The 23,101-nt window shown below is 40.9% G+C and carries 19 protein-coding genes; 16 read left to right on the top strand and 3 right to left on the bottom strand.

The window, feature by feature from the left end; genetic code table 11:
• The first annotated feature begins 53 nt into the window (after positions 1 to 53).
• Genes BO15_RS0103055 through BO15_RS0103040 form a run of 4 tightly spaced genes read left to right on the top strand, consistent with a single transcriptional unit; the run spans position 54 to position 6,039 of the window.
• The gene (locus tag BO15_RS0103055; RefSeq protein WP_033152266.1) at positions 54 to 1,259 is read left to right on the top strand and encodes a hypothetical protein; all 1,206 of its coding nucleotides are present in this window, start codon (positions 54 to 56) and stop codon (positions 1,257 to 1,259) included.
• Positions 1,228 to 3,000, top strand: a complete 1,773-nt coding sequence (locus BO15_RS0103050; RefSeq protein WP_330372000.1) for an ABC transporter ATP-binding protein — start codon at positions 1,228 to 1,230, stop codon at positions 2,998 to 3,000. The genes BO15_RS0103055 and BO15_RS0103050 overlap by 32 nt, the downstream gene beginning before the upstream one ends.
• The gene (locus BO15_RS0103045; protein WP_033152262.1) at positions 2,993 to 4,735 is read left to right on the top strand and encodes an ABC transporter ATP-binding protein; all 1,743 of its coding nucleotides are present in this window, start codon (positions 2,993 to 2,995) and stop codon (positions 4,733 to 4,735) included. The genes BO15_RS0103050 and BO15_RS0103045 overlap by 8 nt, the downstream gene beginning before the upstream one ends.
• 8 nt (positions 4,736 to 4,743) lie before the next feature.
• Positions 4,744 to 6,039, top strand: coding sequence for a UDP-N-acetylglucosamine 1-carboxyvinyltransferase (locus BO15_RS0103040; RefSeq protein ID WP_033152260.1), 1,296 nt, complete (start codon positions 4,744 to 4,746; stop codon positions 6,037 to 6,039).
• A 47-nt stretch (positions 6,040 to 6,086) separates the two neighbouring features.
• Here BO15_RS0103040 and BO15_RS0103035 read toward each other — a convergent pair whose 3' ends face one another.
• Positions 6,087 to 6,815, bottom strand: a complete 729-nt coding sequence (locus tag BO15_RS0103035; RefSeq protein WP_033152257.1) for an ion transporter — start codon at positions 6,813 to 6,815, stop codon at positions 6,087 to 6,089.
• An 8-nt stretch (positions 6,816 to 6,823) separates the two neighbouring features.
• Positions 6,824 to 6,985, bottom strand: a complete 162-nt coding sequence (locus BO15_RS13605) for a hypothetical protein (protein ID WP_157752305.1) — start codon at positions 6,983 to 6,985, stop codon at positions 6,824 to 6,826.
• Between the two features lie 162 nt (positions 6,986 to 7,147).
• Here BO15_RS13605 and BO15_RS0103030 point away from each other — a divergent pair, with 162 nt between their 5' ends.
• Together BO15_RS0103030 and BO15_RS0103025 are read left to right on the top strand one after the other, a co-directional pair.
• Positions 7,148 to 7,387, top strand: coding sequence for a cysteine-rich small domain-containing protein (locus BO15_RS0103030; protein WP_033152255.1), 240 nt, complete (start codon positions 7,148 to 7,150; stop codon positions 7,385 to 7,387).
• A gap of 108 nt (positions 7,388 to 7,495) precedes the next feature.
• Positions 7,496 to 9,547, top strand: a complete 2,052-nt coding sequence (locus tag BO15_RS0103025) for a methyl-accepting chemotaxis protein (protein ID WP_033152247.1) — start codon at positions 7,496 to 7,498, stop codon at positions 9,545 to 9,547.
• 56 nt (positions 9,548 to 9,603) lie between these two features.
• On the opposite strand, the gene ybaK is transcribed toward BO15_RS0103025, so the two are convergent.
• Positions 9,604 to 10,083 carry a Cys-tRNA(Pro) deacylase gene (ybaK, locus tag BO15_RS0103020; RefSeq protein WP_033152246.1) on the bottom strand — a complete coding sequence of 160 codons (480 nt, stop codon included), beginning with the start codon at positions 10,081 to 10,083 and terminating at the stop codon, positions 9,604 to 9,606.
• Between the two features lie 165 nt (positions 10,084 to 10,248).
• On the opposite strand from ybaK, the gene BO15_RS0103015 reads away from it, so the two are divergent.
• From BO15_RS0103015 to BO15_RS0102970, 10 genes are all read left to right on the top strand, one after another.
• Positions 10,249 to 11,739: a methyl-accepting chemotaxis protein gene (locus BO15_RS0103015; RefSeq protein WP_033152244.1), complete on the top strand. Its 1,491-nt coding sequence runs from the start codon at positions 10,249 to 10,251 to the stop codon at positions 11,737 to 11,739.
• A 172-nt stretch (positions 11,740 to 11,911) separates the two neighbouring features.
• Positions 11,912 to 12,829, top strand: a complete 918-nt coding sequence (locus BO15_RS0103010; protein ID WP_033152242.1) for an ECF transporter S component — start codon at positions 11,912 to 11,914, stop codon at positions 12,827 to 12,829.
• Positions 12,830 to 12,901: 72 nt separating this feature from the next.
• Positions 12,902 to 14,092: a bifunctional phosphopantothenoylcysteine decarboxylase/phosphopantothenate--cysteine ligase CoaBC gene (gene coaBC / locus BO15_RS0103005; protein WP_033152240.1), complete on the top strand. Its 1,191-nt coding sequence runs from the start codon at positions 12,902 to 12,904 to the stop codon at positions 14,090 to 14,092.
• Positions 14,093 to 14,203: 111 nt separating this feature from the next.
• Entirely contained in the window at positions 14,204 to 14,827 is a 624-nt protein-coding gene (locus BO15_RS0103000) for a class I SAM-dependent methyltransferase (RefSeq protein WP_033152238.1), read from the top strand.
• A gap of 74 nt (positions 14,828 to 14,901) precedes the next feature.
• Positions 14,902 to 15,921: an SPFH domain-containing protein gene (locus tag BO15_RS0102995; protein WP_033152236.1), complete on the top strand. Its 1,020-nt coding sequence runs from the start codon at positions 14,902 to 14,904 to the stop codon at positions 15,919 to 15,921.
• Between the two features lie 85 nt (positions 15,922 to 16,006).
• Complete coding sequence (locus BO15_RS0102990) at positions 16,007 to 17,869, top strand: DUF4163 domain-containing protein (RefSeq protein ID WP_033152234.1); 1,863 nt, start codon at positions 16,007 to 16,009, stop codon at positions 17,867 to 17,869.
• A 120-nt stretch (positions 17,870 to 17,989) separates the two neighbouring features.
• On the top strand, positions 17,990 to 18,919 hold the full coding sequence (locus BO15_RS0102985) for a hypothetical protein (RefSeq protein WP_033152232.1): 930 nt from the start codon (positions 17,990 to 17,992) through the stop codon (positions 18,917 to 18,919).
• A 199-nt stretch (positions 18,920 to 19,118) separates the two neighbouring features.
• On the top strand, positions 19,119 to 19,505 hold the full coding sequence (locus BO15_RS0102980) for a GntR family transcriptional regulator (RefSeq protein ID WP_033152230.1): 387 nt from the start codon (positions 19,119 to 19,121) through the stop codon (positions 19,503 to 19,505).
• Positions 19,489 to 20,388, top strand: coding sequence for an ABC transporter ATP-binding protein (locus BO15_RS0102975; protein ID WP_033152228.1), 900 nt, complete (start codon positions 19,489 to 19,491; stop codon positions 20,386 to 20,388). Before BO15_RS0102980 ends, BO15_RS0102975 begins: the two co-directional genes overlap by 17 nt.
• Entirely contained in the window at positions 20,363 to 22,330 is a 1,968-nt protein-coding gene (locus BO15_RS0102970; RefSeq protein ID WP_033152226.1) for an ABC transporter permease, read from the top strand. The genes BO15_RS0102975 and BO15_RS0102970 overlap by 26 nt, the downstream gene beginning before the upstream one ends.
• The last annotated feature ends 771 nt before the right edge of the window (positions 22,331 to 23,101 follow it).

Raw genomic sequence — 23,101 nt, 5'->3', positions numbered from 1 at the left:
ATAATAAAAAGGCTTGAAAAAATATGGGTGGGTTCACTCAGGAGGAATTTATAATGAATAAGAATATTGTTAAATCAGCAGGTATTGCTGCACTTGCAGCAGCAGTTCTTTTTACAGGATGTAGTAAGTTCAATCCTGACACTACTCTTGTAACAATAAATACAGGAGATGGCACAAAGGATACAATCTCCCTTGGCTATGCAAATTTTGCAGCCAGATATCAGCAGTCAATGTACGACCAGTACTTGCTTTCATACTATGGTGAGGGCATGTGGTCAACAGATATGACTGGCACAGGCTCTACAATGGAGGATGATACAAAGGAAGGCGTGTTGGAGGATATTGAAAATCAGTATTTAACAAAGCTTCACGCTGGTGATTATGATATCGCTCTCACAGATGAGCAGAAAACAGCCATTGCAGATGCAGCTGCAAAGTTTATTTCTGATAACCCAGAAGAAACACTTGAGGTGATGGGTGCTACAGAGGAATATGTTAAAGAGTACTTAGAGTACAGAACATACTATTCATTAGTTTCTAATGCAGCAATGGAAGAAGCAGGCGAAAGCATTTCAGATGAAGATTGCTGGATGCGTACATTCTCATATGTGCTTTTCGATACAACAGGCACTAAAGATGAGGAAGGCAATGCAGTTGAATATACAGAAGAAGAAATCGCAGATTTAAAGGCTAACGCTGAAGAACTTGCAGCAGCTGATGATTACTCAGCAAAGGCAGAGGAGCTTGAGACAACAACATCTACATACTCTTACCTTAAGGGTGAGGAAGAGGATGACACAATGGATATGGCCATCATCGAAGCAGCAGAAGCACTTGATGAGGGCGACACATCAGATGTTATCGAAATCGATGGCGTAGGCTACTATGTAATTCACCTTGATGCAGATCATGATGAGGATGCTTCTCAGACAAAGAAGGAATCACTTGAGTCAGATGAATTTGATAAGCTTCTTGAGACATGGAAAGCAGCTATCACATGGAAAGTTGACGAGAAGGCTTGGGCAAAGGTAGAGTTTGATACATTGTTCAAGACACTTGAGACTGAGACAGAAGAGACAACAGAAGAAACAACAGATGATGCAACTACAGAGGAGACAACAGATACAGAAGAGTCTACAGAGGACGCATCAGAAGAAACAGAAGTAGAAGACACAGAAGATACATCAGCAGAAGAGGATACTGAAGAAACATCTGAAGAGAATTCAGATGAATCAACTGAGGAAACAGAAGCAGAGTAATATGAGTTTTATACTTACTTATATCAAAAAATATAAAATACGAGCAATACTTGCCCCACTATTCAAAATGTTAGAGGCGATATTTGAGCTTTTGGTACCACTTGTTATGGCGTCAATCATAAATAAAGGTATCGCAAGCTCAGATACCCACTACATCATTAGGATGAGTGGGGTTTTGCTTTTGCTGGCAGTTGTAGGTTTGGTCTTTTCGCTTACAGCCCAGTACTTTAGCGCAAATGTAGCTGTATATGTAGCAGCTGAAATAAGAAGAGATCTTTTTGCAAAGATTCTTTCACTGTCTCAGGGCACAAAGGAAAAGATTGGTGACGAGGTGCTGACAACACGAATCACAAACGATATCAATCAGATTCAAAATGCCATTAATATGGTTCTTCGCCTTTTCTTACGTTCACCATTTATCGTGTTTGGCGCGACCATTATGGCATTTATCGTAGATGTTAAATCAGCACTTATTTTCTTGCTCGTGGTAGGTGTGCTTTCATTAATAGTGTTTATCATTATGAAGTACACATTACCTAGATACAAAACAATAGCAGCAAGGCTTGAAAAAGTGCTCCATGCCACATCTGAAAATCTAGAAGGTGCCAGAGTGCTTCGTGCATTCAACCAGGTGGATAAGGAAAAGGAAGGCTTCGAAAAGAGAACAGCAGAGCTAGCTTCTATGCAGATTTCCACAGGAAAGATTTCAGCTCTTTTAAATCCAGTCACTTATGTGGCAGTGAACCTGGGCATAGTTCTTTTGATATATGTTTCAATGAGACGTGTAGATGGAGGATTTATCCTTCAGGGTGATGTAGTTGCGCTTGTAAACTACATGAGCCAGATTTTAGTGGAGCTTATCAAGCTTGCCAACCTCATCGTTCTTCTTATGAAGGCATTCCCATCAGCAGATCGTGTACAGGAGCTGATGGAGATGAAGTCTGATGAAAGAATGCACATGAATAGCACGGGCAATACGAAGACCGAAAATGCCGGCTCAATCCAGCTTTCCAATGTATCATTTAGCTACAATGGCACAAACGATTACGATGTAGAGGACATCACTTTGGATATCCCTGCGGGCAGTATCCTTGGCGTAATCGGCGGTACTGGTTCAGGTAAGAGCACATTACTTAAGCTTATGAACCACACTTATGATGTTTCAAAGGGACAGGTTTCCATCGATGGAACAGATGTAAAGGCCATGACTGATGGAGAGCTATCAAATCTATTTGGAATTGTTCCACAGAAGGCATCCCTTTTCAGCGGAACAATAAAGTCCAACATGACTATGAAAAAGCAGGATGCTGATGATGAGGAAATTAAATCAGCACTTAACATAGCGCAGGCTTTAGATTTTGTAGAAGCAAAGGAAGGCGGCATAAATGCAGAGGTTTCCGGCAAGGGAACAAACTTCTCAGGCGGTCAGCGTCAACGACTTACAATTGCAAGAGCATTAGTAGGTCAGCCAAGAATCCTTGTCCTGGATGACTCGGCCAGCGCCCTGGATCTTGCCACTGAGGCAAAGCTTCGTAAGGCACTTCACAGCCTGCCATGGAAGCCTACAATTATTTTGGTTTCCCAGAGAGCATCTTCTGTAATGGATGCAGACCAGATTCTCGTGCTAGAAGATGGAAAGGCAGTTGGCCTTGGCACACATAGCCAGCTTCTTGAAAGCTGCGACACATATCAGGAAATTTACTACTGTCAATTCCCTAGAGAGGAGGCTTGCAATGAATAAAAAGTCTCAATCTCGTATATTAAATCGCGTTTTAATAGAACTAAAAACATACAGTTTTAAAATATTTATTTCACTCATCTGTGCCCTGGCAACAGTTTACCTGACCCTTAGAATTCCAATTCTCACAGGTCAGGCAGTGGATTGCATCGTTGCTCCAGGCCAGATTGATTACAACAGATTAATCCAGGTGCTAAAGATTATGACAGTGACAATCGCTGCCACATTCTTTACTCAGTGGATAATGAATCGTGTCAACAACGACATTACCTACAGTGTTACAAAGAGTCTTCGAGACAGAGCTTTTGTTAAGCTACAGCATATGAAGCTTTCCACTGTGGACTCACATCCACATGGTGATTTTGTCAGCCGAATAGTTTCCGATGCAGATACTTTTGCAGATGGACTTTTGATGGGCTTCACACAGTTCTTCACAGGAGTACTTACAATCCTTGGCACTATCTATTTCATGCTGATGATTTCAGTAAAGATTGCCTTGATAGTAATAATTGCAACACCAGCATCTTTGCTTTTGGCAAAGTTCATTTCCGAGAAAACCTACAAGTTTTTCGGCGAGCAGGCAAAGCTTCGTGGAACAGAAACTTCTTATATAGAAGAAATGATTTCAGGCAAGAATATCATCCGAAATATGGATTACGAGGATGATGCCTTAGAACGATTTGAGATGATGAATGATAGATTGGCAGATGCATCTATGAAAGCCACTTTCTATTCATCAACGGTAAACCCAAGCACACGCCTCATAAATAATATTATCTACGCAGCAGTTGGCGTGTTTGGTGCCATCCTGGCAATCGGAGGAGGCATAACGGTTGGTGGCCTCACCAGCTTCCTATCATATGCCAGCACATACGCAAAGCCATTTAATGAAATCTCAGGTGTAATCACCGAGTTCCAAAATGCTTTGGCCTGCGCTGCCAGATTGTTTGAAATGATAGATGCAGAAGTTGAAGTTGATGAAGGAGAAACATCCATCCCTGATGTAAAGGGCGAGATTCAGTTCAACGATGTATTCTTCTCATATGACAAGAGCAAAAAATTAATCGAGCACCTTAACTTAAATGTTAAAAGTGGGCAGCGTGTAGCAATCGTTGGACCAACTGGTGCTGGAAAAAGTACAATCATAAATCTTTTGATGCGCTTTTATGATGTTGATGCCGGCGAGATTCTTGTAGATGGCGTTGATATCAGAGATTTATCATTGGAAGATTTGCGAAGCAAATTTGGAATGGTACTTCAGGAAACCTGGTTAAAGAATGCATCAGTAAGAGAAAATCTTAGAATGGCAAAACCAGATGCCACAGATCAGGAAATTATTGAGGCTGCAAAGGCAACTCATGCCCACAGCTTTATTAAAAGAATGCCTTATGGATATGATACAATACTTTCATCGGTGGGCGGCTCATTATCTCAGGGCCAGATGCAGCTTTTGTGTATCACAAGAGTAATGCTAAATATTCCACCAATGTTGATTCTGGATGAAGCAACCAGCTCAATCGATACTCGCACAGAACAGAAAATACAATCAGCATTTAATAAGATGATGAAAGGCCGTACTACATTCATTGTAGCCCACAGACTTTCAACAATTAGAGAGGCTGACGTTATTCTGTTTGTAAAGGATGGAAGCATCGTAGAGCAGGGAAGCCATGTGGAGCTATTGCAGAAAAACGGCTTTTATGCTAAATTATATCGGAGTCAAATTGAGAATTGTTAGGAGTTAATATGGAGCAGTATGTTATAAAAGGTGGCACAGCCCTTTCAGGAGAGGTTGAAATCAGCGGTGCCAAAAACGCAGCTCTCGGTATTTTGGCGGGTGCCATCATGACAGACGAGACTGTTACAATTGAAAATCTGCCAAATGTTAAAGATATAAATGTTCTTATTGGAGCAATCGAAGATATTGGAGCATCAGTTACACGTGTGGATGAGCACACTGTAAAGATTAACGGCTCTAGCATCTCTCGTCTTTCAGTAGATTATGAGTACATCAAAAAGATTCGTGCTTCTTATTATTTAATGGGAGCACTTCTTGGCAAATATAAAAATGCAGAGGTAGCACTTCCAGGTGGCTGCCTTATTGGTTCGCGTCCAATCGATTTGCATGTTAAGGGGCTCAAGGCTCTTGGTGCCAATGTAGACGTATCTTATGGCCTTTGGTCTGCACGTGCTGACAAGCTTGTTGGTAACCACATCTACCTTGATAAGGTATCTGTTGGTGCTACCATCAATATTATGCTTGCAGCTGTTCTTGCAGAAGGCAAGACTACTATCGAAAATGCAGCTAAGGAGCCACACGTTGTAGACGTGGCATCATTCCTTAACAGTATGGGAGCAAATATCCGTGGTGCTGGTACAGATGTTATCCGTATCGTTGGTGTTTCAGAGCTTCACGGCACTTCTTACGCAGTTATTCCTGACCAAATTGAGGCAGGTACATACATGTGTGCGGCAGCAGCTACACACGGTGATATCCTTGTCAAGAATGTCATCCCTAAGCATTTGGAGGCTACATCAGCAAAGCTTATCGAAGCAGGTTGTGTAATCGAAGAATACGATGATGCTGTTAGAGTTATCGCAAAGGGACGTAAGCTTACACATACTCACGTTACCACATTGCCATACCCAGGTTTCCCTACAGATATGCAGCCGGAAATCACTGCTGTTCTTGCTATTGCAGAGGGAACTAGCACAGTATCAGAGTCAATCTTTGAAAACCGCTTCAAATATGTTGATGAGCTTGCTCGCATGGGTGCAAGCATCAAGGTCGAGGGCACAGTTGCTATCGTTACTGGTGTTGAGCGTTACACAGGTGCTCAAGTACAGGCATCAGATCTACGTGCAGGTGCAGCACTTATCATTGCAGGTCTTGCAGCGGATGGCATTACAGTTATTGATGATATCAAGTACATCCAGCGTGGATACGAAGATATCGTTGGAAAGTTCTCAAAGCTTGGCGCAACTTTAGCAGAAGTTGATTCAGAGCATGATCTTCAGAAGTTCAAATTAAAAGTTTCATAAAAACAATAAAGGCACTGCATTATGCAGTGCCTTTAATAATCTAGATTTTACAATTCATATTTCGATTTCTTTTTATTAATCTCATTCATGTAGGCCGCAGTAATGATACCAGACGGCAATGCAATCACAGCAACACCCACCAAAGCAGATATCATGGTAATCATACGGCCGATTGGTGTCACAGGAGATATGTCTCCGTAGCCGATAGTTGTAATGGAAATGGTTGCCCAATAAAGCGCGTCAAAAAAGTTATTGAAAAGGTCAGGCTCCAGTTGGAATATCAGCATGGCAGACATAAAAATATATACAGTAATTAAAATCAAAACCGCCATCAGTTGCTTTTTAACTTTTCTGATTACATTAGAAATGACAATCATTGTCTTGGAATATCTAACCAACTTGATTGCACGGAAAGCTCTAAAAAGGCGAAGTAGTCCAATCCAGGATTTGACTGGAGTAAACCAATATATAATTGGAAGGATTGATATGAAATCAAACAATGCTAGCGGCGAAAGAATATAGGCGATATAGGCCTTATAGCTTTTGTAGCCCATCTTATAGTCTGCGGTATAAACACGAGCAACATAATCTATTAAGAATATGAATGTGACAAATAATTCCAGCCAGAAGGTCATTGCCATATCCTTTTTAAAAGTCATAGGAATTAAACTTACGATGATGGCAGTATTCATCATAATATCGTAAGCTCGGCTGGATTTGTCTCCCATGCTGGAAACTTCTACAACTTCATAGACTCTTCGCTTAAAATCTTCCATATTTCCCCTCAAATATTTCCGTATACCAGATTCAGTACACCAAGAACAATAAGAATGACTGTAACGAGGCGACACAGCCCTACAAAGAAGGTTATCTTTTTTACTTTTGTATCTTCATGAATACCAGTGTCATCCACCAGAGTATGGGATTTCCTATCGTGCTTAAACATATTTTTTACCTCACATAGGTGTTTATAGGGCAATCCTAACAAATAGGTGTGAAAAAATAATGATAATCTGATGTATAATAAGAGTAGGGTTTTCCGAGCAAAGCGAAGGAAATACCCTGCTCGAGTAGGTTTTCCGAGCAAAGCGAACAAAGAGGTTTACATATGGAACATTACAAATATTTTCAAAATAGAGAGTGCGAGTATTTCCCTTGCCACAAGACAGATGACCCAGACAATTTCAATTGTCTGTTTTGCTACTGCCCACTTTATCATCTAGGGGACAAGTGCGGTGGCAATTTCACATACACAAGCAAGGGTATAAAGTCTTGTATCAACTGCTTGCGTCCACACCTCAAGGAAAATTATGATGTCATAAAGGACATACTTGTGAAGAATCAGTGAAATAAATAAAATCCTCCAATAATTAACAGAAAAGTAACAATTATGCGTGATAATGGTGAAAGTGAACATATGCAGATTGCGAATCTGTGGAAATAGGAGGAGAGCATCATGGCTAAAAAAGGTAAAAAAACGGCTAATGCGCCAAAAGTAAAACGCAGTATAGGAACCATGTTATTGGTAATACTGCTTCCAGTAATTGCTATTGGCATTGCAGGAATCATAGTGTTTATTTCCTATAATGCAAGAAAGATTATCACAGAAGTATCTCTTATGGATTTGGAGGCAGAGGGCCAGTACAATGCTGCTAAGCTCGGTTCGGAATTCCAAATGCTTACATCCAAAGATGGACAGTATTGTGATACGCTTGAAACAGTTTACTTTGAAGATCATGCAGCAATGCTCAAATATATAGAGCCATCTGCAGACTATGATTCTGTTGAGAACACTGGTATCTACATAGGTTTCTCAGATGATTCATATTTCTTCGCAAATCATCAGGTTCAGCCATCTGACTGGAGACCAACAGAACGTGGTTGGTATGCAGAAGGCAAAGACCAGGAGACATTTGTATGTACAGAACCATATATCGATGCCAATAATGGCGAGCTTTGCGTAACATTTGTAAGAAATGTCAACTGCGCAAATGGCGAGTTTGGTGTTGCAGCCATTGATGTGTTCTTGACAGCATTACAAGAGGACGTTAATGCACTTACACCAATGAAGACTGGTGGTTCCATGGTATTAGATGGGGACTATATTATTTCTTACTTTGACACTGATTTAAACGGTACCTTGGTTTCAGAGTCAGGAAGTAAATATCTTGAAAACGTAAAGGCTTATGTAGAAAGTGGAAGTGACGAACCTGTAGTTATTAATCAAGATTCTACAAATACAGATTACTATGTAGCAGCAGCAACTATTCCTGGAACTACATGGACACTTGTTTCATCAGTAGCAGTGGATGATGTAATGGCAGAAGCAAATAGCTTTATGCTTATATCACTTGGAGCTATGCTTGTTCTTGTTGGTGCAATTATTGCGATTATCCTTATTACAATTAATAAAGTTATTACAAAGCCAGTTAATGGCCTCTCAGAGAGCATCCTTAAGATTTCAGATGGTGACTTTACAACAACGATGCCAGCTGATAAGGGTGATGAAATTGGACTTATCAGCCGTGAAATGACAAGGTTCGTTCAGATTATGAACGGAGCGATTGGTTCTATTCAGGGCCGTGCGGAACAACTGCAAGAGGATTCTGAAAGCTCAAAGAATGCGTCTAGTAAGATGAGTACAGAGGCTGGAGACCAGTCAGTATCTATGGGACAGATTCAGGAGACCATGGACGATATTTCAAATGCTGTTGGCGAGCTTGCTGAAAATGCAACAAATCTTGCTCACGCAGTATCTGATTTGACTGATAATGGAAACAGCACAAACGAAACAATGATGGCTCTTGTTGATCAGGCAAAGATTGGTCAGGAAGATATGACAGAGGTTCAGCGCAGTATGGACAACATCAACGAGTCAATGAGCGAAATGAACGACGTAGTTGTAACTGTTGGAGATTCTGCTAAGCAGATTACAGATATCGTTCAGATGATTGATTCTATCGCAGAACAGACCAACCTCCTTTCACTTAACGCTTCAATTGAAGCAGCCCGTGCCGGTGAAGCTGGTAAAGGTTTCGCAGTTGTTGCAGATGAGATTGGAAAGCTTGCTCAGAATTCTCAGGATGCAGCTAAAGAAATCGGAGATATCATCAGACAGATTACAGGACTTATTTCTGATTTGGCTGAAAAGTCACAGAGAAATATGGAATCTATCAATGAAAGCGGTGAGGTTGTAGAAAAGGCAGGAACAAGCTTCTCTAAGATTTACGAAGATCTTAATTCTGCAGCAGCAGTAATGCAGGATATGATAGGAATGATGGGCGAAGTTAACGACATCGCATCATCTGTTGCAGCTATTTCAGAAGAGCAGTCAGCAAGCTCAGAAGAAATCACCGCTACAATCTACACATTGGCAGAAAGTGCAAACCAGATTGCCACAGAAAGCCAAGGCGTAGAAAACGTAGCCAACTCAGTATCAGATTCTGCACTTGCTATCAATGATGAGCTTTCTAAGTTCAAGATTGAAAGTGACATGCCTCAGGAATAAAGCGAATAGTATAGGTGTAAAAGGATTCAGAAATCATGGATTTCTGAATCCTTTTTTTACTTTATAATATCCTCATACTCAACTCTGATAATTTTAGAAATATCTTCTACTGCAATTTTTACTTGGTGGCCTACCTTGCCAGCTGAGAAATAAATCTGGTCAAAATTTTCAGCAGAGGCATCGATGACTGTGGTAAAGAATTTCTTCATGCCGATAGGAGAGCAGCCTCCGTGTACATATCCAGTAAGTGGGAGTAAATCCTTCTGTTTGAGCATTTCGATAGATTTCTCAGAGACAGCGCTGGCTGCCTTTTTTAAATCAAGTTCAGCGGCTACTGGAACTACGAATACATAGTGATTGCCAGTTTTGCCTGTTGTTACAAGTGTTTTAAATGCCTGGGCTGGATTCTCTGAAAGCTTATCAGCTATCTCTTCTCCAGAAAGACCATCAGCACCTTCTAATGAAAAATGTTCATAAGGAATTTTCTTCTGATCAAGTAATCTCATTACGTTTGTTTTGTCTTCTTTTTTAGCCATATATATGTAAACTCCTTTATAAAAACAAAAAAATACAAAAAATATTTAAAATTACAGGAATAAAATTCACAAAATGAAAAAATTTATGATTTATACTCTAGTATGACAGTGATTTCATGTGGTACAGTTAATAATATATCACATATTAGTATGGAGGACACAATAATGGGTGAGGCAAATGAAAATATGAGCATCCAAACAAGACAGATGTTCGAAAAAAACAGACTAGCTAGATATTGTGGAACAATCACAGCCATGGCATTGATATTTTTCAATGTTAGAGCATTGGTTATGACAGGCATCAATGTGCTGGATATTGTCAGATTGGCTGTGGCAGTACTTGATATTATTTTGTTCCAGGTTTGCTTTAATGCGTTTGGGGAGAAATATCGTTATAAGTATTGCATAACATTATCAATGATAGCGCTGTTCTTAATGACTATTATTCGCCCTAATGATGAGCATATGTATGTTTTCATGTATGCCATCATTTTGATTGTAATGATATACGGTGAGGCTGGAACAGTTAGAATAGGTGTTATTATTGCAAACTTTAGCTTACTGCTCTCGGGAATAAATGAGATTTTAAGAGGTAATCTTGAAGTAAGCGAGCTTATTACACAGATGGTTTTCAGTTTGATTGGTTGTACAATCGCAGTTATCGTTTGTAAGCAGCAGCGCCGTCAGACAACAGAGACTCTTGATACTATTAAAGAGCATGCAGAGGATATAAAAGAGACATCAGAAACAATTGTTGATTTGGCAGAGCAGCTCAATAAGAAATTTGAGGAAGCTAATGAAGTTTCTACAAACCTCAACGATTCTATGAATACAGTTGATGATTCAGTTGCAGAAATTGTTGAAGGTACAAAGAATATTGCAGAAGCTATTGAGAATCAAACAAACAAGACTGCAATCATTCAGGAAAGCATCCAGTCCGTTGGTGAGGAAGCTACTACAATCGATGAGGTTTCAATCCGAGTAGAAGAATCTGTAAATGAAGGTGTTGATCTTATCAACCAGCTTAAGAGCCAGGCTGAAAAGGTTGCAAATATAAATATCGAAACAAGCACAACTACACAGGCTCTTAACGATAGCATTCAGGATATCCAGGGTATCACAGAGACAATCCTTGGTATTTCAAGTCAGACAAACTTGCTCGCTCTTAATGCTTCAATCGAGGCAGCTCGTGCAGGCGAGGCTGGTAAGGGATTCGCAGTAGTTGCTGATGAGATTCGTGCTCTTTCAGAAAGCACTCGCGAGGCTACAGAAGAAATCGCAAAGATTATCGAGCGCCTTACATCCGATGCTCGTTCAGCTGCATCTGCAATGTCAAAGTCAGCAGAGTATGCTAACAAGCAGAACGAACTTATTTCTGAGACAGGTACAAAGCTTGATACTATCAAAGAAGGTACTGATGAACTTCGTAACGGAGTTGTTCAGGTTAAGTCTTCTGTGGATGAAGTTATTTCAGCAAACTCACAGATTATGGATAACATTACAAACCTTTCTGCAACATCAGAAGAGGTTGCAGCAGCTACAGATACAGTTGGATCTGTCAGCGAAAATGCAATGGATGCCCTCCATGATATGAACGATACTCTTGATGTAATCAACCGCATCGCTCGTGAGATGGAAGAGATGGCACTCAAATAAGAAAATTAGTTACAGACCAGCTCCACGGGGCTGGTCTTTTTTGCCAGAAAACAGACATTGTTAAAAATTTATTGTTCTTCTGAAAAAAAGATGGTAATATATGGTTGCTACGCTTTACGCAAGGTTTTACTAGGAGGAGACCCGTCGAGGCTTCTACCAAAAGGAGGAACAAATGCAAAGCAGAAATTCTAAGACCTATGAGCTTGTGCTCACAGCGTTATTCACAGCCATTATTGTAGTAATGGCTTCAACACCACTCGGATTTATTCCACTTGTAGTTATTAATGCAACAACACTTCATATTCCAGTTATCATTGGTTCTTTATTCTTAGGACCAAAGAAGGGCGCATTTCTTGGAGGTGTATTCGGACTCAGCAGTTTCATTAAGAGTTCAATCGCACCAGCAGCATCAGCATTCATCTTTTCGCCTGTAGCTGCGTTGACAATGCTTCCACATGATTCAGTTGGAGCAGCACTCTTAATCGTATTCAAGAGTACATTCATCGCTATCGTACCAAGAATTCTTATCGGTGTGGTACCTTACTTCGTATACGTTGGTATCAAGAAGGCAATCAGCTCTGATAAGAAGGCTGTAGTTGGTTCAATTATCAATGCAGTTGTGTCATTCATTCTTGGATTTGGCGTGTTCGCATTCTTTAATAAAATGATTTCAGAAGGCGTACTTGGAATGTCAGTTTCAGTTGCAAGAGTAATCGGTATCGTTGTTGGTATCGCAGCATTCGCTGGTATTGAATACCTTTTCATGAACAAGGATGCAAAGGCTCTTGGCTTTATCACAGCTGGTATTGCAGGCGCAATGACAAATACACTTCTTGTTATGGGAAGCATCTATCTTTTCTATAAGGTTCCATACGCTGAGCTTTTACAGATTGACCCAGATGCTCTTATGGCAGTAATCGCTGGTGTTATCAGCTTCAATGGTGTTATCGAAGCTATCGTAGGTGCTGTAATTGTTTATTTAGTAGGCATCGTACTTGATAAGATTCAGCCAGCAGGTGTATATTCAGATAAGGCAATGAAAATCAAAGCTGTAGCTTCTGATAATTCAGCAAAGCAGGCAGCACTTTAATATAAACAACTAGGGAGAAATAAGCGTAAAGTAGCAATCTAGTTAGTAGTTTTCGGAGGTATTAAAAGGATTATGTTAAAAGGTAAATGTGTAGTCCTTGGAGTAACAGGCTCCATCGCAGCATACAAAATTGCAAGTCTTGCTTCGGCACTTGTAAAGCTCGGGGCAGATGTAAATGTCATCATGACAAAGAACGCCACCAATTTCATCAATCCAATTACCTTCGAGACTCTTACTTCAAATAAATGTTTAGTAGACACATTCGATAGGAATTTTCAGTTCAACGTTGAACATGTGGCACTTGCCAAGAGAGCCGATATTTTTATGGTGGCACCCGCTAGCGCCAACGTAATTGGCAAGATGGCCCATGGAATAGCAGACGACATGCTTACTACAACAATTCTCGCAGCAAAATGCAAAAAGCTTGTCAGTCCAGCTATGAACACAAACATGTTTGAGAATCAAATCGTTCAGGACAATCTTGAAACACTTCGTAAATACGGATTTGAAATAATCAATCCAGCTAATGGATATTTAGCATGTGGAGATACAGGGGCAGGCAAGATGCCTGAACCAGAGGTACTTCTTCAGTACATTCTTCGAGAGCTTGCCCATGAACACGATATGGTTGGCAAAAAAGTGCTTGTTACAGCAGGCCCTACAGAGGAGGCAATCGACCCAGTCCGCTATATCACAAATCACAGCACTGGCAAGATGGGATACGCCATCGCCAAGGCTGCCATGGAGCGCGGTGCCGATGTCACACTTGTGTCTGGCCCAGTTGCAATTGAGCCACCTATGTTTGTAAATGTTGTTAATGTACGAAGCGCTGCTGAAATGGCTGAGGTAGTTAAAAACGCGGCCGGGGAGTGCGACATTATTATAAAGAGTGCGGCAGTTGCAGATTACAGACCTATCAATGTTGCAACGGAGAAGATAAAGAAAAAAGATGGTGAAGCTAGCTGTATAGAGCTTGAGAGAACGGAAGATATTTTGGCATACCTTGGTGCCCACAGAAAAGAAGGACAGTTTATTTGCGGATTCTCAATGGAGACGGAAAACATGCTTGAGAATTCAAGCGCTAAGCTGAAGAAAAAGAATGTGGACATGATTGTCGCCAACAATCTACGTACATCGGGGGCAGGCTTCGGCACAGACACCAATGTGGTAACTCTTATCACGGCTGATGGTGCCAAAGAGCTTCCAATCATGACAAAAGAAGAAGTGGCACATGCCATTTTCGACGAAATAGTAGGGAGATAATAAAATGGGCAACCCTTAAGTGGGCTGCTCATTTTTTAGGTTGTTTACTTTTGCGGGTTAAATTGATAAAGTGAACAGGTAAGAAAATTACATACATAGAGGAGGAAGAATATGTTAGACAACAAAGGATTTGATTTATGGGCAGATGGATATGACGAGGCAGTTGGATTATCAGAGGAGAGCAATGTTTATCCATTTGCTGGCTATAAGAATGTGCTAGGCTACATCTATGAAGTGATTATGGAAAAGCCTGGTGCAGCAGTTCTAGATATCGGCTTTGGAACAGCCACACTTACTTCTAAGCTATATGAGAATGGCTGTGAAGTATATGGTCAGGATTTCTCGGCTCGTATGATTGAGCTTGCCCAAGAGAAGATGCCAGATGCAAAGCTTTATCAAGGAGATATCACTAAGGGATTGGTGCCAGAGTTACATGAGAAGAAATTCGATTTCATCGTTGGTACTTATTCAATTCACCATCTTAATGATGAGCAGAAAGTGGAGTTCATCAAGGAACTTCTTGGCTTGTTAAATGATGGAGGAAAAATCCTATTTGGAGATGTTGCTTTTGAAACTCGCGAAAAGCTTGAGCAGTGCAAGGTAGAAGAAGGCCAACGCTGGGACGATGATGAAATCTACTTTGTGTTGGATGAATTGCAGCAGCATTTCCAAGGAATTAAGTACGAACCAAAGAGCTACTGCTCTGGGGTTGTGGTGATTGAGAAGTTAAGTTAAAAAACTTGATGCATTTCTAATTCTAATGGACTACAATAATGACAATAGATGTTTTACAAAAGGGAGGACATTTTATGGGATTTTTAATTGTTGTATTAGTCTTAGTTTTGATTGCAGTTGGATTTGGAATCCGCATTGTACCACAGGGATACGTATTTGTCATTGAAAGACTTGGTAAGTATCACAACACATTGGTACCAGGTTTCCATGTAATCATTCCATTCATTGATCGTGTTGCAAAGCGTGTTTCATTAAAGGAACAGGTCGCAGATTTTCCACCACAGGATGTTATCACAAAGGATAACGTTATCATGAAAATCGATACTGTAGTTTACTTCAAGGTACAGGATCCAAAGCTTTACGCTTATGGTGCTGAGCGCCCAATCCTTGCTCTTGAAAATCTTACAGCTACTACTCTCCGTAACTTGGTTGGTGAGTTAGAGCTCGATCAGACACTTACATCTCGTGACAACATCAACTCAAAGATGCGTGTTATACTTGATGAGGCTACTGATCCTTGGGGTATCAAGGTAGGCCGTGTTGAGCTCAAGAACATCATCCCACCAGAAGAGATCCAGCGTTCAATGGAAAAGCAGATGAAAGCTGAGCGTGATCGTCGTGAGACTCTTCTTGAGGCAGAAGGTCACAAGCAGGCTTCAATCACTCGTGCAGAAGGTGATAAGCAGGCCCTCGTTCTTAAGGCAGAGGCCGAAAGAGATGCTGCTATCGCAAGAGCAACAGGTCAGGCTGAGTCAATCCGTCTTGTATACGAGGCAGAGGCTCGCGGTATTGAAATGCTCAAGGAAGCAAACATGGACGAGCGAGTTCTTCTTATCAAGAAGCTTGAGGCTCTTTCAAAGCTTGGCGATGGCCGTGCTACAAAGATTGTAGTTCCTACAGATCTTGCAGGCGCTGCATCAGATCTTACATTCAAGACAGAGATGCTTGGTTTTGGCAACAACACTCCAGTAGACAAGGCTCCAGCATCAAAGCCAGTTGAAAAGAAAGCTGATCCTTGCTGCAATGATGGTGAGAAGAGTGCAACAACACAGCACTTCGCCACAACACATACAGATTTTGAAGGTCAGAACTAATCCTATAAATCATTAATAGAATGCAAAAAAGCCGCACAGCACCGCTATGTTGTGCGGCTTTACAAATGTTTAAATGGAGAAATATATGAAAAAGAGTTTTATATGCCTGATGCTGGCTATATCAATGGCATTCGCAATCACAGGCTGTAAGAAGGATGAGGCTAAACCAGAGGTTTCCATTCAGGAGAAACAGACAGAGGCCAAAACCGAAACAACAACGGAAGAAAACAAACAGCTTGATGATGAGTATTATTTTGAATCAGATTATGACACTGATATTTTCTATACTGTCGACGCCGATGGAAATAAGATGAACACCTATGACAGAAGCGTTATTAAGAAGATTTTAAAAGACAACGGCTGTGATGAAGATGCAACGATTGAAGCAATCCATGATGGAAAGCTGTACTTAAGACAGTATGCCACTGATGATAATGGAAACAGCACATACGAATTCATTGCGCTAGATTTAAGCACAGAAAAGGCTGATGTGTTCTTTGAAATGGAATCAAGCTATTGGTCTAATTACTCGGATTTTTATGACGGAAAGCTGTACATTGCTGGCATAAACAATGATGCTGAAAAGTTCAAGGAGTTCTGCTTTGTTCCATCTGACGATGGCACGATGACTGAGGATAAGGATTCTGAGACAGAGATTGACGGATATTCAGTGGACACAAATGATAACGGTAGAGGAGACTGCATTGCCAGAGAAATAGATATGTTCGGCTATGTCGAGTTGTCCTCATATGATTATGAAAATAAGCGGTTTGCCACAATGGATGCCGAAGGAAATATCACTGAGCTGGATGCCCTTAGTAACAATGCCTCATATGTGATGGCCTACAATGACAAAGTTATTATTTATGACATCGACGATGGTGACGATTACAAAAGCACGTCATATGTCTACAATATTGAAACTGGCAAAGCAAAGCAGTTTGGGGATGCTGAGTCTGTAATAGTAATTGGCGTGACAGATGACAAGGTATATTACGCTACCACAATCGAAACTGACCAGTACAATGTAACTACAAAAAAGATTACAGAATACGATGCGGTAGCAGATACCTATAGTGAGATGTACGAAAGTGAATTTGCGCCAGGAGCTTCATATGCTGATAATGTAATCTTTAGAGCAGGAGCACCATATGTAATAAAGTTGGAAGGGGCCGATGTAAAATGGTACAGAGTAGATGGAGCTGACAAGCTTACAGATATCGACATTTTAAGTGATACAATTCAAGCATACGAATACGGCACCATAATCTACGGAACAAGCAATTTTGTCTGCCCATATTGCGGCACACCTTTGTATTCGTGCTATGCAGAAGCATTTGTGCTTGATGGCAAGTACTCACCGGTGGCAGACCAGATTAATGCAAAGCTGAAAGAGTATATGGATGGCCAGGTTTCTTATGAGCCGGAGTCAGTTGCGGAAGCAGCAGAAACTGACTGCGAGGACCACAAGGAATATCCAGACATATACCATGAGACAGATACATATGATGTTTCAGGTGTGAATATCATAAATGACAGGTATCTCATTGTGGACTTCAACGGATATTGGTATGGCGGCGGCGCCCACGGCATGCCTAGCATGTACGAGTACATCTTTGATTTGCAGACAGGCGAGGAGCTGACATTTGCTGATTTCTATAAAGGCACTGAGGAAGAGTTTAAGACCTTGGTCGCTGAGAAGGTTCGCCAGGATTACTTGGAAAACAGTATAGACGGCGATAATGGCGGATACTTTGCAGCCACAGACCAGGATGCCTATGACACTGCGTACGAATATGCATCTATTAATTCAGGGAATGTTGCATTCCAGGATGATAAGGTCCTAGTATATTTTTATCCTTATGATTTAGGTTCATACGCAGATGGCTTCAAGTTCTATGAGTTCTCATACCAGGAGTTATTTGGAACAGCAACAATGGTTAGATAATCAGTTAAGTAGTAAAATTGTACTTATTCAAATACATTGAAAGTATTATGTTACTACCTATTGACAAGCGGATAAATAATTATTATGATAAGTACAGTTCTTAGATAAGGAGAGAAAAATATGAACAAAGGACTTAGAAAGATTTACGACGAAGTAGGTCAGGCAACAGGTTTACGCATAAATGAGCAAACAGAAGTATTAATGGGAGAAGCAAATGGATTCCATCTCAAGGTGGATATGACAAACAACAACTACATGGTATACGCGTCAGTTCGCAAGAACGGTCAGCTTCCAGACAAGGAATTGTTAAAGAGCATTTGCAAAGCAAATAAGGGCATGATGTCTCTTGGCGTTCAAGGTAATTATGTAATCGCTACAGTCAGAGGCATGACAACTAAAAAGGTCATCGAGAACCTCATCAATGCAATAAAGGCTTTGACAGAAGCTTTCAACATGTACGGTTTTGAGGATGTTTGCGAATCTTGCGGCAAGCCTCACACAAACATTGGCAGCTATTGCGTATCAGGTAGCGTAGCATTCCTCTGCGATGAGTGTTACACACAGGTGACACAGTCATTGCAGCAGAGTGAAGTAGAAATGAGCAACACAAAAGAAAGCGTTGTTGCGGGAGTTGTAGGAGCTTTCCTTGGTTCAGTTATCGGCGTGATAACAATCATTATTCTTGGTCAGCTGGGTTATGTAGCAGTTATTTCTGGTCTCGTTATGGGTGTATGTACTGTAAAGGGATACGAAATGTTAGGTAAAAAGATGAGCACAAAGGGCATCATCATTTGTTCAATCGTTATGATCATCATGACATACTTCGGAGAGAAACTTGATTGGATGATCACCATGATGACAGAGGCAGACTTCTCATTATCAGAAGCTTCCTTCTATTTCTGGGATATTTTGGAATACGCAGATGCAACATCAACATTCATTGCTGATCTTGCTCTTGTATACCTCTTCACAGCAGGTGGTGCAGTTCCAACAATCTTGAATGTTATCAAAGCTAGAAAGCAAGCATTCACTTCTTATCAGATTGGATAAATTTTTTTAGTGAATAGAAATTCAGTGAAAAATTATTCAGTAAAACGTATTAATGAAAGAGTCTATCTACTTAGTTGGATAGGCTCTTTTTGTTACAATTTTACACTTAACCCTTGACGAAAAAAATCAATCGTGCTATAAGTGTATTAGAACACGTAATACAGTGTCATACACACATACCTAGTAGGGGAGGTATTAGATGATTCAGTTAAACTACCGAGATTCGAAGCCTATATATGAGCAGATAAAGGATGGGCTTCGGCGCCTTGTAGTATCTGGTGCGGTAAAGCAGGATGAAAAGTTGCCTAGTGTAAGGGAGCTAGCCACCAACCTGTCAATAAATCCAAATACTATTCAGAAGGCGTATCGAGAGCTAGAGCAAGAAGGTTACATCTACACGATTGCGGGCAAGGGAAGCTTCGCTGCACAGCGAGCTGACGTTGCATCAGGGAGGAATGAAGAATTGATGAAAGAATTCGATGAGATTGTAAAAGAACTTCTGTATCTGTGCGAGGATAAGGACATTCTTATCAAACGTATTGAAGAGCTTGCGAAGGGAGGGACTGAACATGATACAGGTAAATAACGTAACTAAAAAGTTTGGCGATTTTGCAGCCCTCGACGGATTAAATATGCACGTTGAGCGCGGCGCTATCTATGGCCTAGTGGGACCAAACGGCGCTGGTAAATCCACAATCATTCGCCATCTTTGCGGTGTATATAAACAGGATGCTGGTGAAATCACAATCGATGGCAAGCCAGTATATGAAAACACTGAGTTGAAAAAGATGTTCACTGTAATTCCAGATGACATTTTCTATTTCACTCAGGCCAACACCATGGATATGATGAAATTTTATAAGGACATGTATCCAAAGTTTGACGAAGTACTATTCAAGAAAATCATGGATTGCTTCCCAGCTATCAACCCAAAGAAAATGGTTCGTACACTTTCAAAGGGTATGCAAAAGCAGGTTGCATTCATGCTTTCCATTGCAGCACGTCCAGAGCTTATGATTTTGGATGAGCCTGTTGATGGCCTTGATCCTGTAATGAGACGTCAGATTTGGAGCCTTATCATGTCTGATGTTTCCGAGAATGGACTTACAGTCTTGGTCAGCTCACACAACCTTCGAGAGTTGGAGGATGTATGTGACCATGTGGGAATCATGAATAATGGAAAGATTCTCATCGAGCGTTCACTTGATGAGTTGCAGACATCTATCACAAAGATTCAAATCGCATTTGACGGTGATATGCCTGCCCTCCCACCAGAAATAGAAGTGCTTAAGAAGATTACAAATGGACGAGTACACACACTTATTGTTAAGGGCGAGCCTAGAGCAGCAGAGCGAGCAATCGGTGCACTCAATCCACTTTTGATGGATGTACTTCCACTTACATTGGAAGAAATCTTTATTTATGAGTTGGGAGGTGAGAACTATGCAGTCAAAGACATCATTTTTTAACATGGCTTTGTTTAAGAAAAATCTTAGTAGGACTTGGATAGTAGGACTGTTATACTTCATCGCCTTATTACTCATGATTCCTATATCATTTGTGCTTACCATGGCTGATTTTGATAATTCATGGTATGTAGAATCAGGATACACACGTGAAATCATGCTATATCAGCATATGCAATATGTACCAAAGGCAGGACTTGCGCTTACTGTTGCTATTGTAGTCACAGGCATTACATTCTGGTTCTTATTTAATAAGCGCGACAACTACATGATGCACGCATTTCCTGTTAGTAGAAAGAGCTTGTTCTTTACAGGATTTACAACAGCATCCATTGTGAGCCTTGTGCCACTTGTAGTAAACAGCATCATCATGACAATCGTTGCCTTTGTTGAAAAGGCACCAGCTATAGATGCTATTTGGTATTGGACATTGATAGTTGCAGTTGCAACAGAGCTGTTTATTTCCATAGCAGTTTTCTCAATGATGACATCAGGCCAGATTATTACAAGCGTAGTATTCTACTTCATCTTCTGTTACTTATATACATTGATGGAGGTTGCATTTAGAATCACAGCATCATTCTTGATGTTTGGTATGTCATCAGCATTGTCTGATTTAGACACAACAATGCTTACTCCAGCTTTCTTCATCAGCGCAAATTGTGGAGTAAACGCAGTTGTCGATACAGATGATTATGGCAAACTTATAGGCTTCTCATATGAATTGACTGGAGCCAAATATCTTGCTATTTACGCAGTAGCAGCAGTAGTGATTACATTCATCGCTTACATGCTTTACAAATACAAGAAGCTTGAAACAGTACACGATTTCATTGCCGTACCATTCCTCAAGCCAGTATTTACTGTTGGAATGTCATTCTTTATTTCAATGGTTGCAGGTGGATTTGTTGCAGAAATGATTAATGCGGCAAAAACACTTACATACAGCACAAAGTTTGCAATCGCTATCGTATCGGCCATTATCATCGGATGCATACTTTTCTACGCGACACAGATGATGATAGAGAAGACTGTACGAGTATTCTCAGCAAAGAAGTTTATATACTGCGCAGGTTATTCTGCAGCAGCTTTGGTAGTTCTTCTTTGTCTTAGACTTGATGTATTCAAGGTTGAGAACAAAGTGCCAAATGCAAACGACGTTGAATGGGTAGGTTTCAACTGTGATTATGCAATGGTATTTACTGATGAAGACGAAATCGGAACAATGATAGAGCTTCACAAGGGATTCCTTGATGACAAAAAGGAGCTTCGTGATGTAAACGTGCTTTACTCAGATGTACCAGGCAACTCATTTACAATCAAATACAAGCTCAAGAATGGTAAGACCATTGTCCGTGACTACTCAGTTGTAGACACAGAATCAGAAAAGGTTAGTGCACAGTATGTTGCAGCTACAGAGCCAATCCTTGATTTTGTAAATTCGCCAACCATAATCAAAGAGCACGTTATAGGCAACACTTACGATGATTGCACAATCACAGAGATGAGCTTTAGCGGCTACCTCTATGATGAAGGCATTGACGATTATTACTCTACATACGTAGATTTTGATTATCTTACAGACCGTGAGAAGCAGGAAAAATTCGCAAGAGTTTACGAAGCAGTATTGAAGGACGTAGATGCCGGCGAAGTATTTACTACAAGCTTTGGTACCGACTTCTACAATGATGAAGACAAACTATACAATGACTTCAGCTTCACAATCCAGAACAAGAAGACTCCATACTTCTCAGACACAGACTTCTTCTGGGGCTACGAATACTCAAGCTCGTATATCAGATATGAGCAAAGCATCTACGTACAGCTCACACGTGACTGCACCAACACATTGCAGGCCCTCAAAGAAGAAGGCTTCTACACCGATGATGAGGAAATCCTCACATACGGCGAGTATAACCAGCGTATGGGTTATGACTACTATTAAATTGCTTACATCTTAATTCTCTATCCGATACAATTCTCTAACAGCCCCAGGGACCTCTCACCCCTGGGGCACTTATTTTGCCCAAATCCCGCCGCCCCGCCTGGGTAACTGTGGGGCCCTCATCCCTCCCTATGAAGTAGATTGTAATGCCACGCCCACTGATAGGAAGGAATCTACCTACTTATTTACGCTGACAGCGCAAGGATTATAGTTTTTCTTAGCATCACAAGGGAGCATTAAGTGCGTGTCCTTTAATTGGTTTTGCACTTCGAAGCCACTGTGGGTAGAGGGCAGACACTTGAAGTCTACGTATTAGTCTCCACACAAGGCTTAGGATAATTGCGCTCATACTCCGTTTGCCAAGAAAATTATGAAAGGGGATTTTGGATGCTTAGGCGCCGCCCTTTAACTCAGTCCGTTTCGTTGTCGGGCTCTCGGCGCCGTCCGTGGCGCCTCACGCCTATTCATCGCAAAATGCCCCTTTCTAATTTTCTAGGCTCACTACAAATGTCGCGGCAATTATTCCTAAGCTTGCTGTGGAGATTAATACTTATAAATAGTGTGTGTCTGCCTACTCTACCAACAGCGGCGTTAGAAGTGCAAAGAATTTAAAGAACACGCACCATAAAAAATGCGACACGTGATGCTTAGAAAAACATAATCCGCAGACGATGCAAGTAAATAAGTAGGTAGATTCCTGACGTATTAGTGGGCGTGGCATATATAAAGTGTCCCATAGGGAGGGATGAGGGCCCAGCCAACTAGAGGGGC

It is taken from the genome of Pseudobutyrivibrio ruminis HUN009, from assembly GCF_000703005.1.
Lineage (GTDB): Bacteria > Bacillota > Clostridia > Lachnospirales > Lachnospiraceae > Pseudobutyrivibrio > Pseudobutyrivibrio ruminis_A.
The sequence above is the reverse complement of the archived record's forward strand: the minus strand, read 5'-3'. Positions and strand labels throughout refer to the sequence as shown.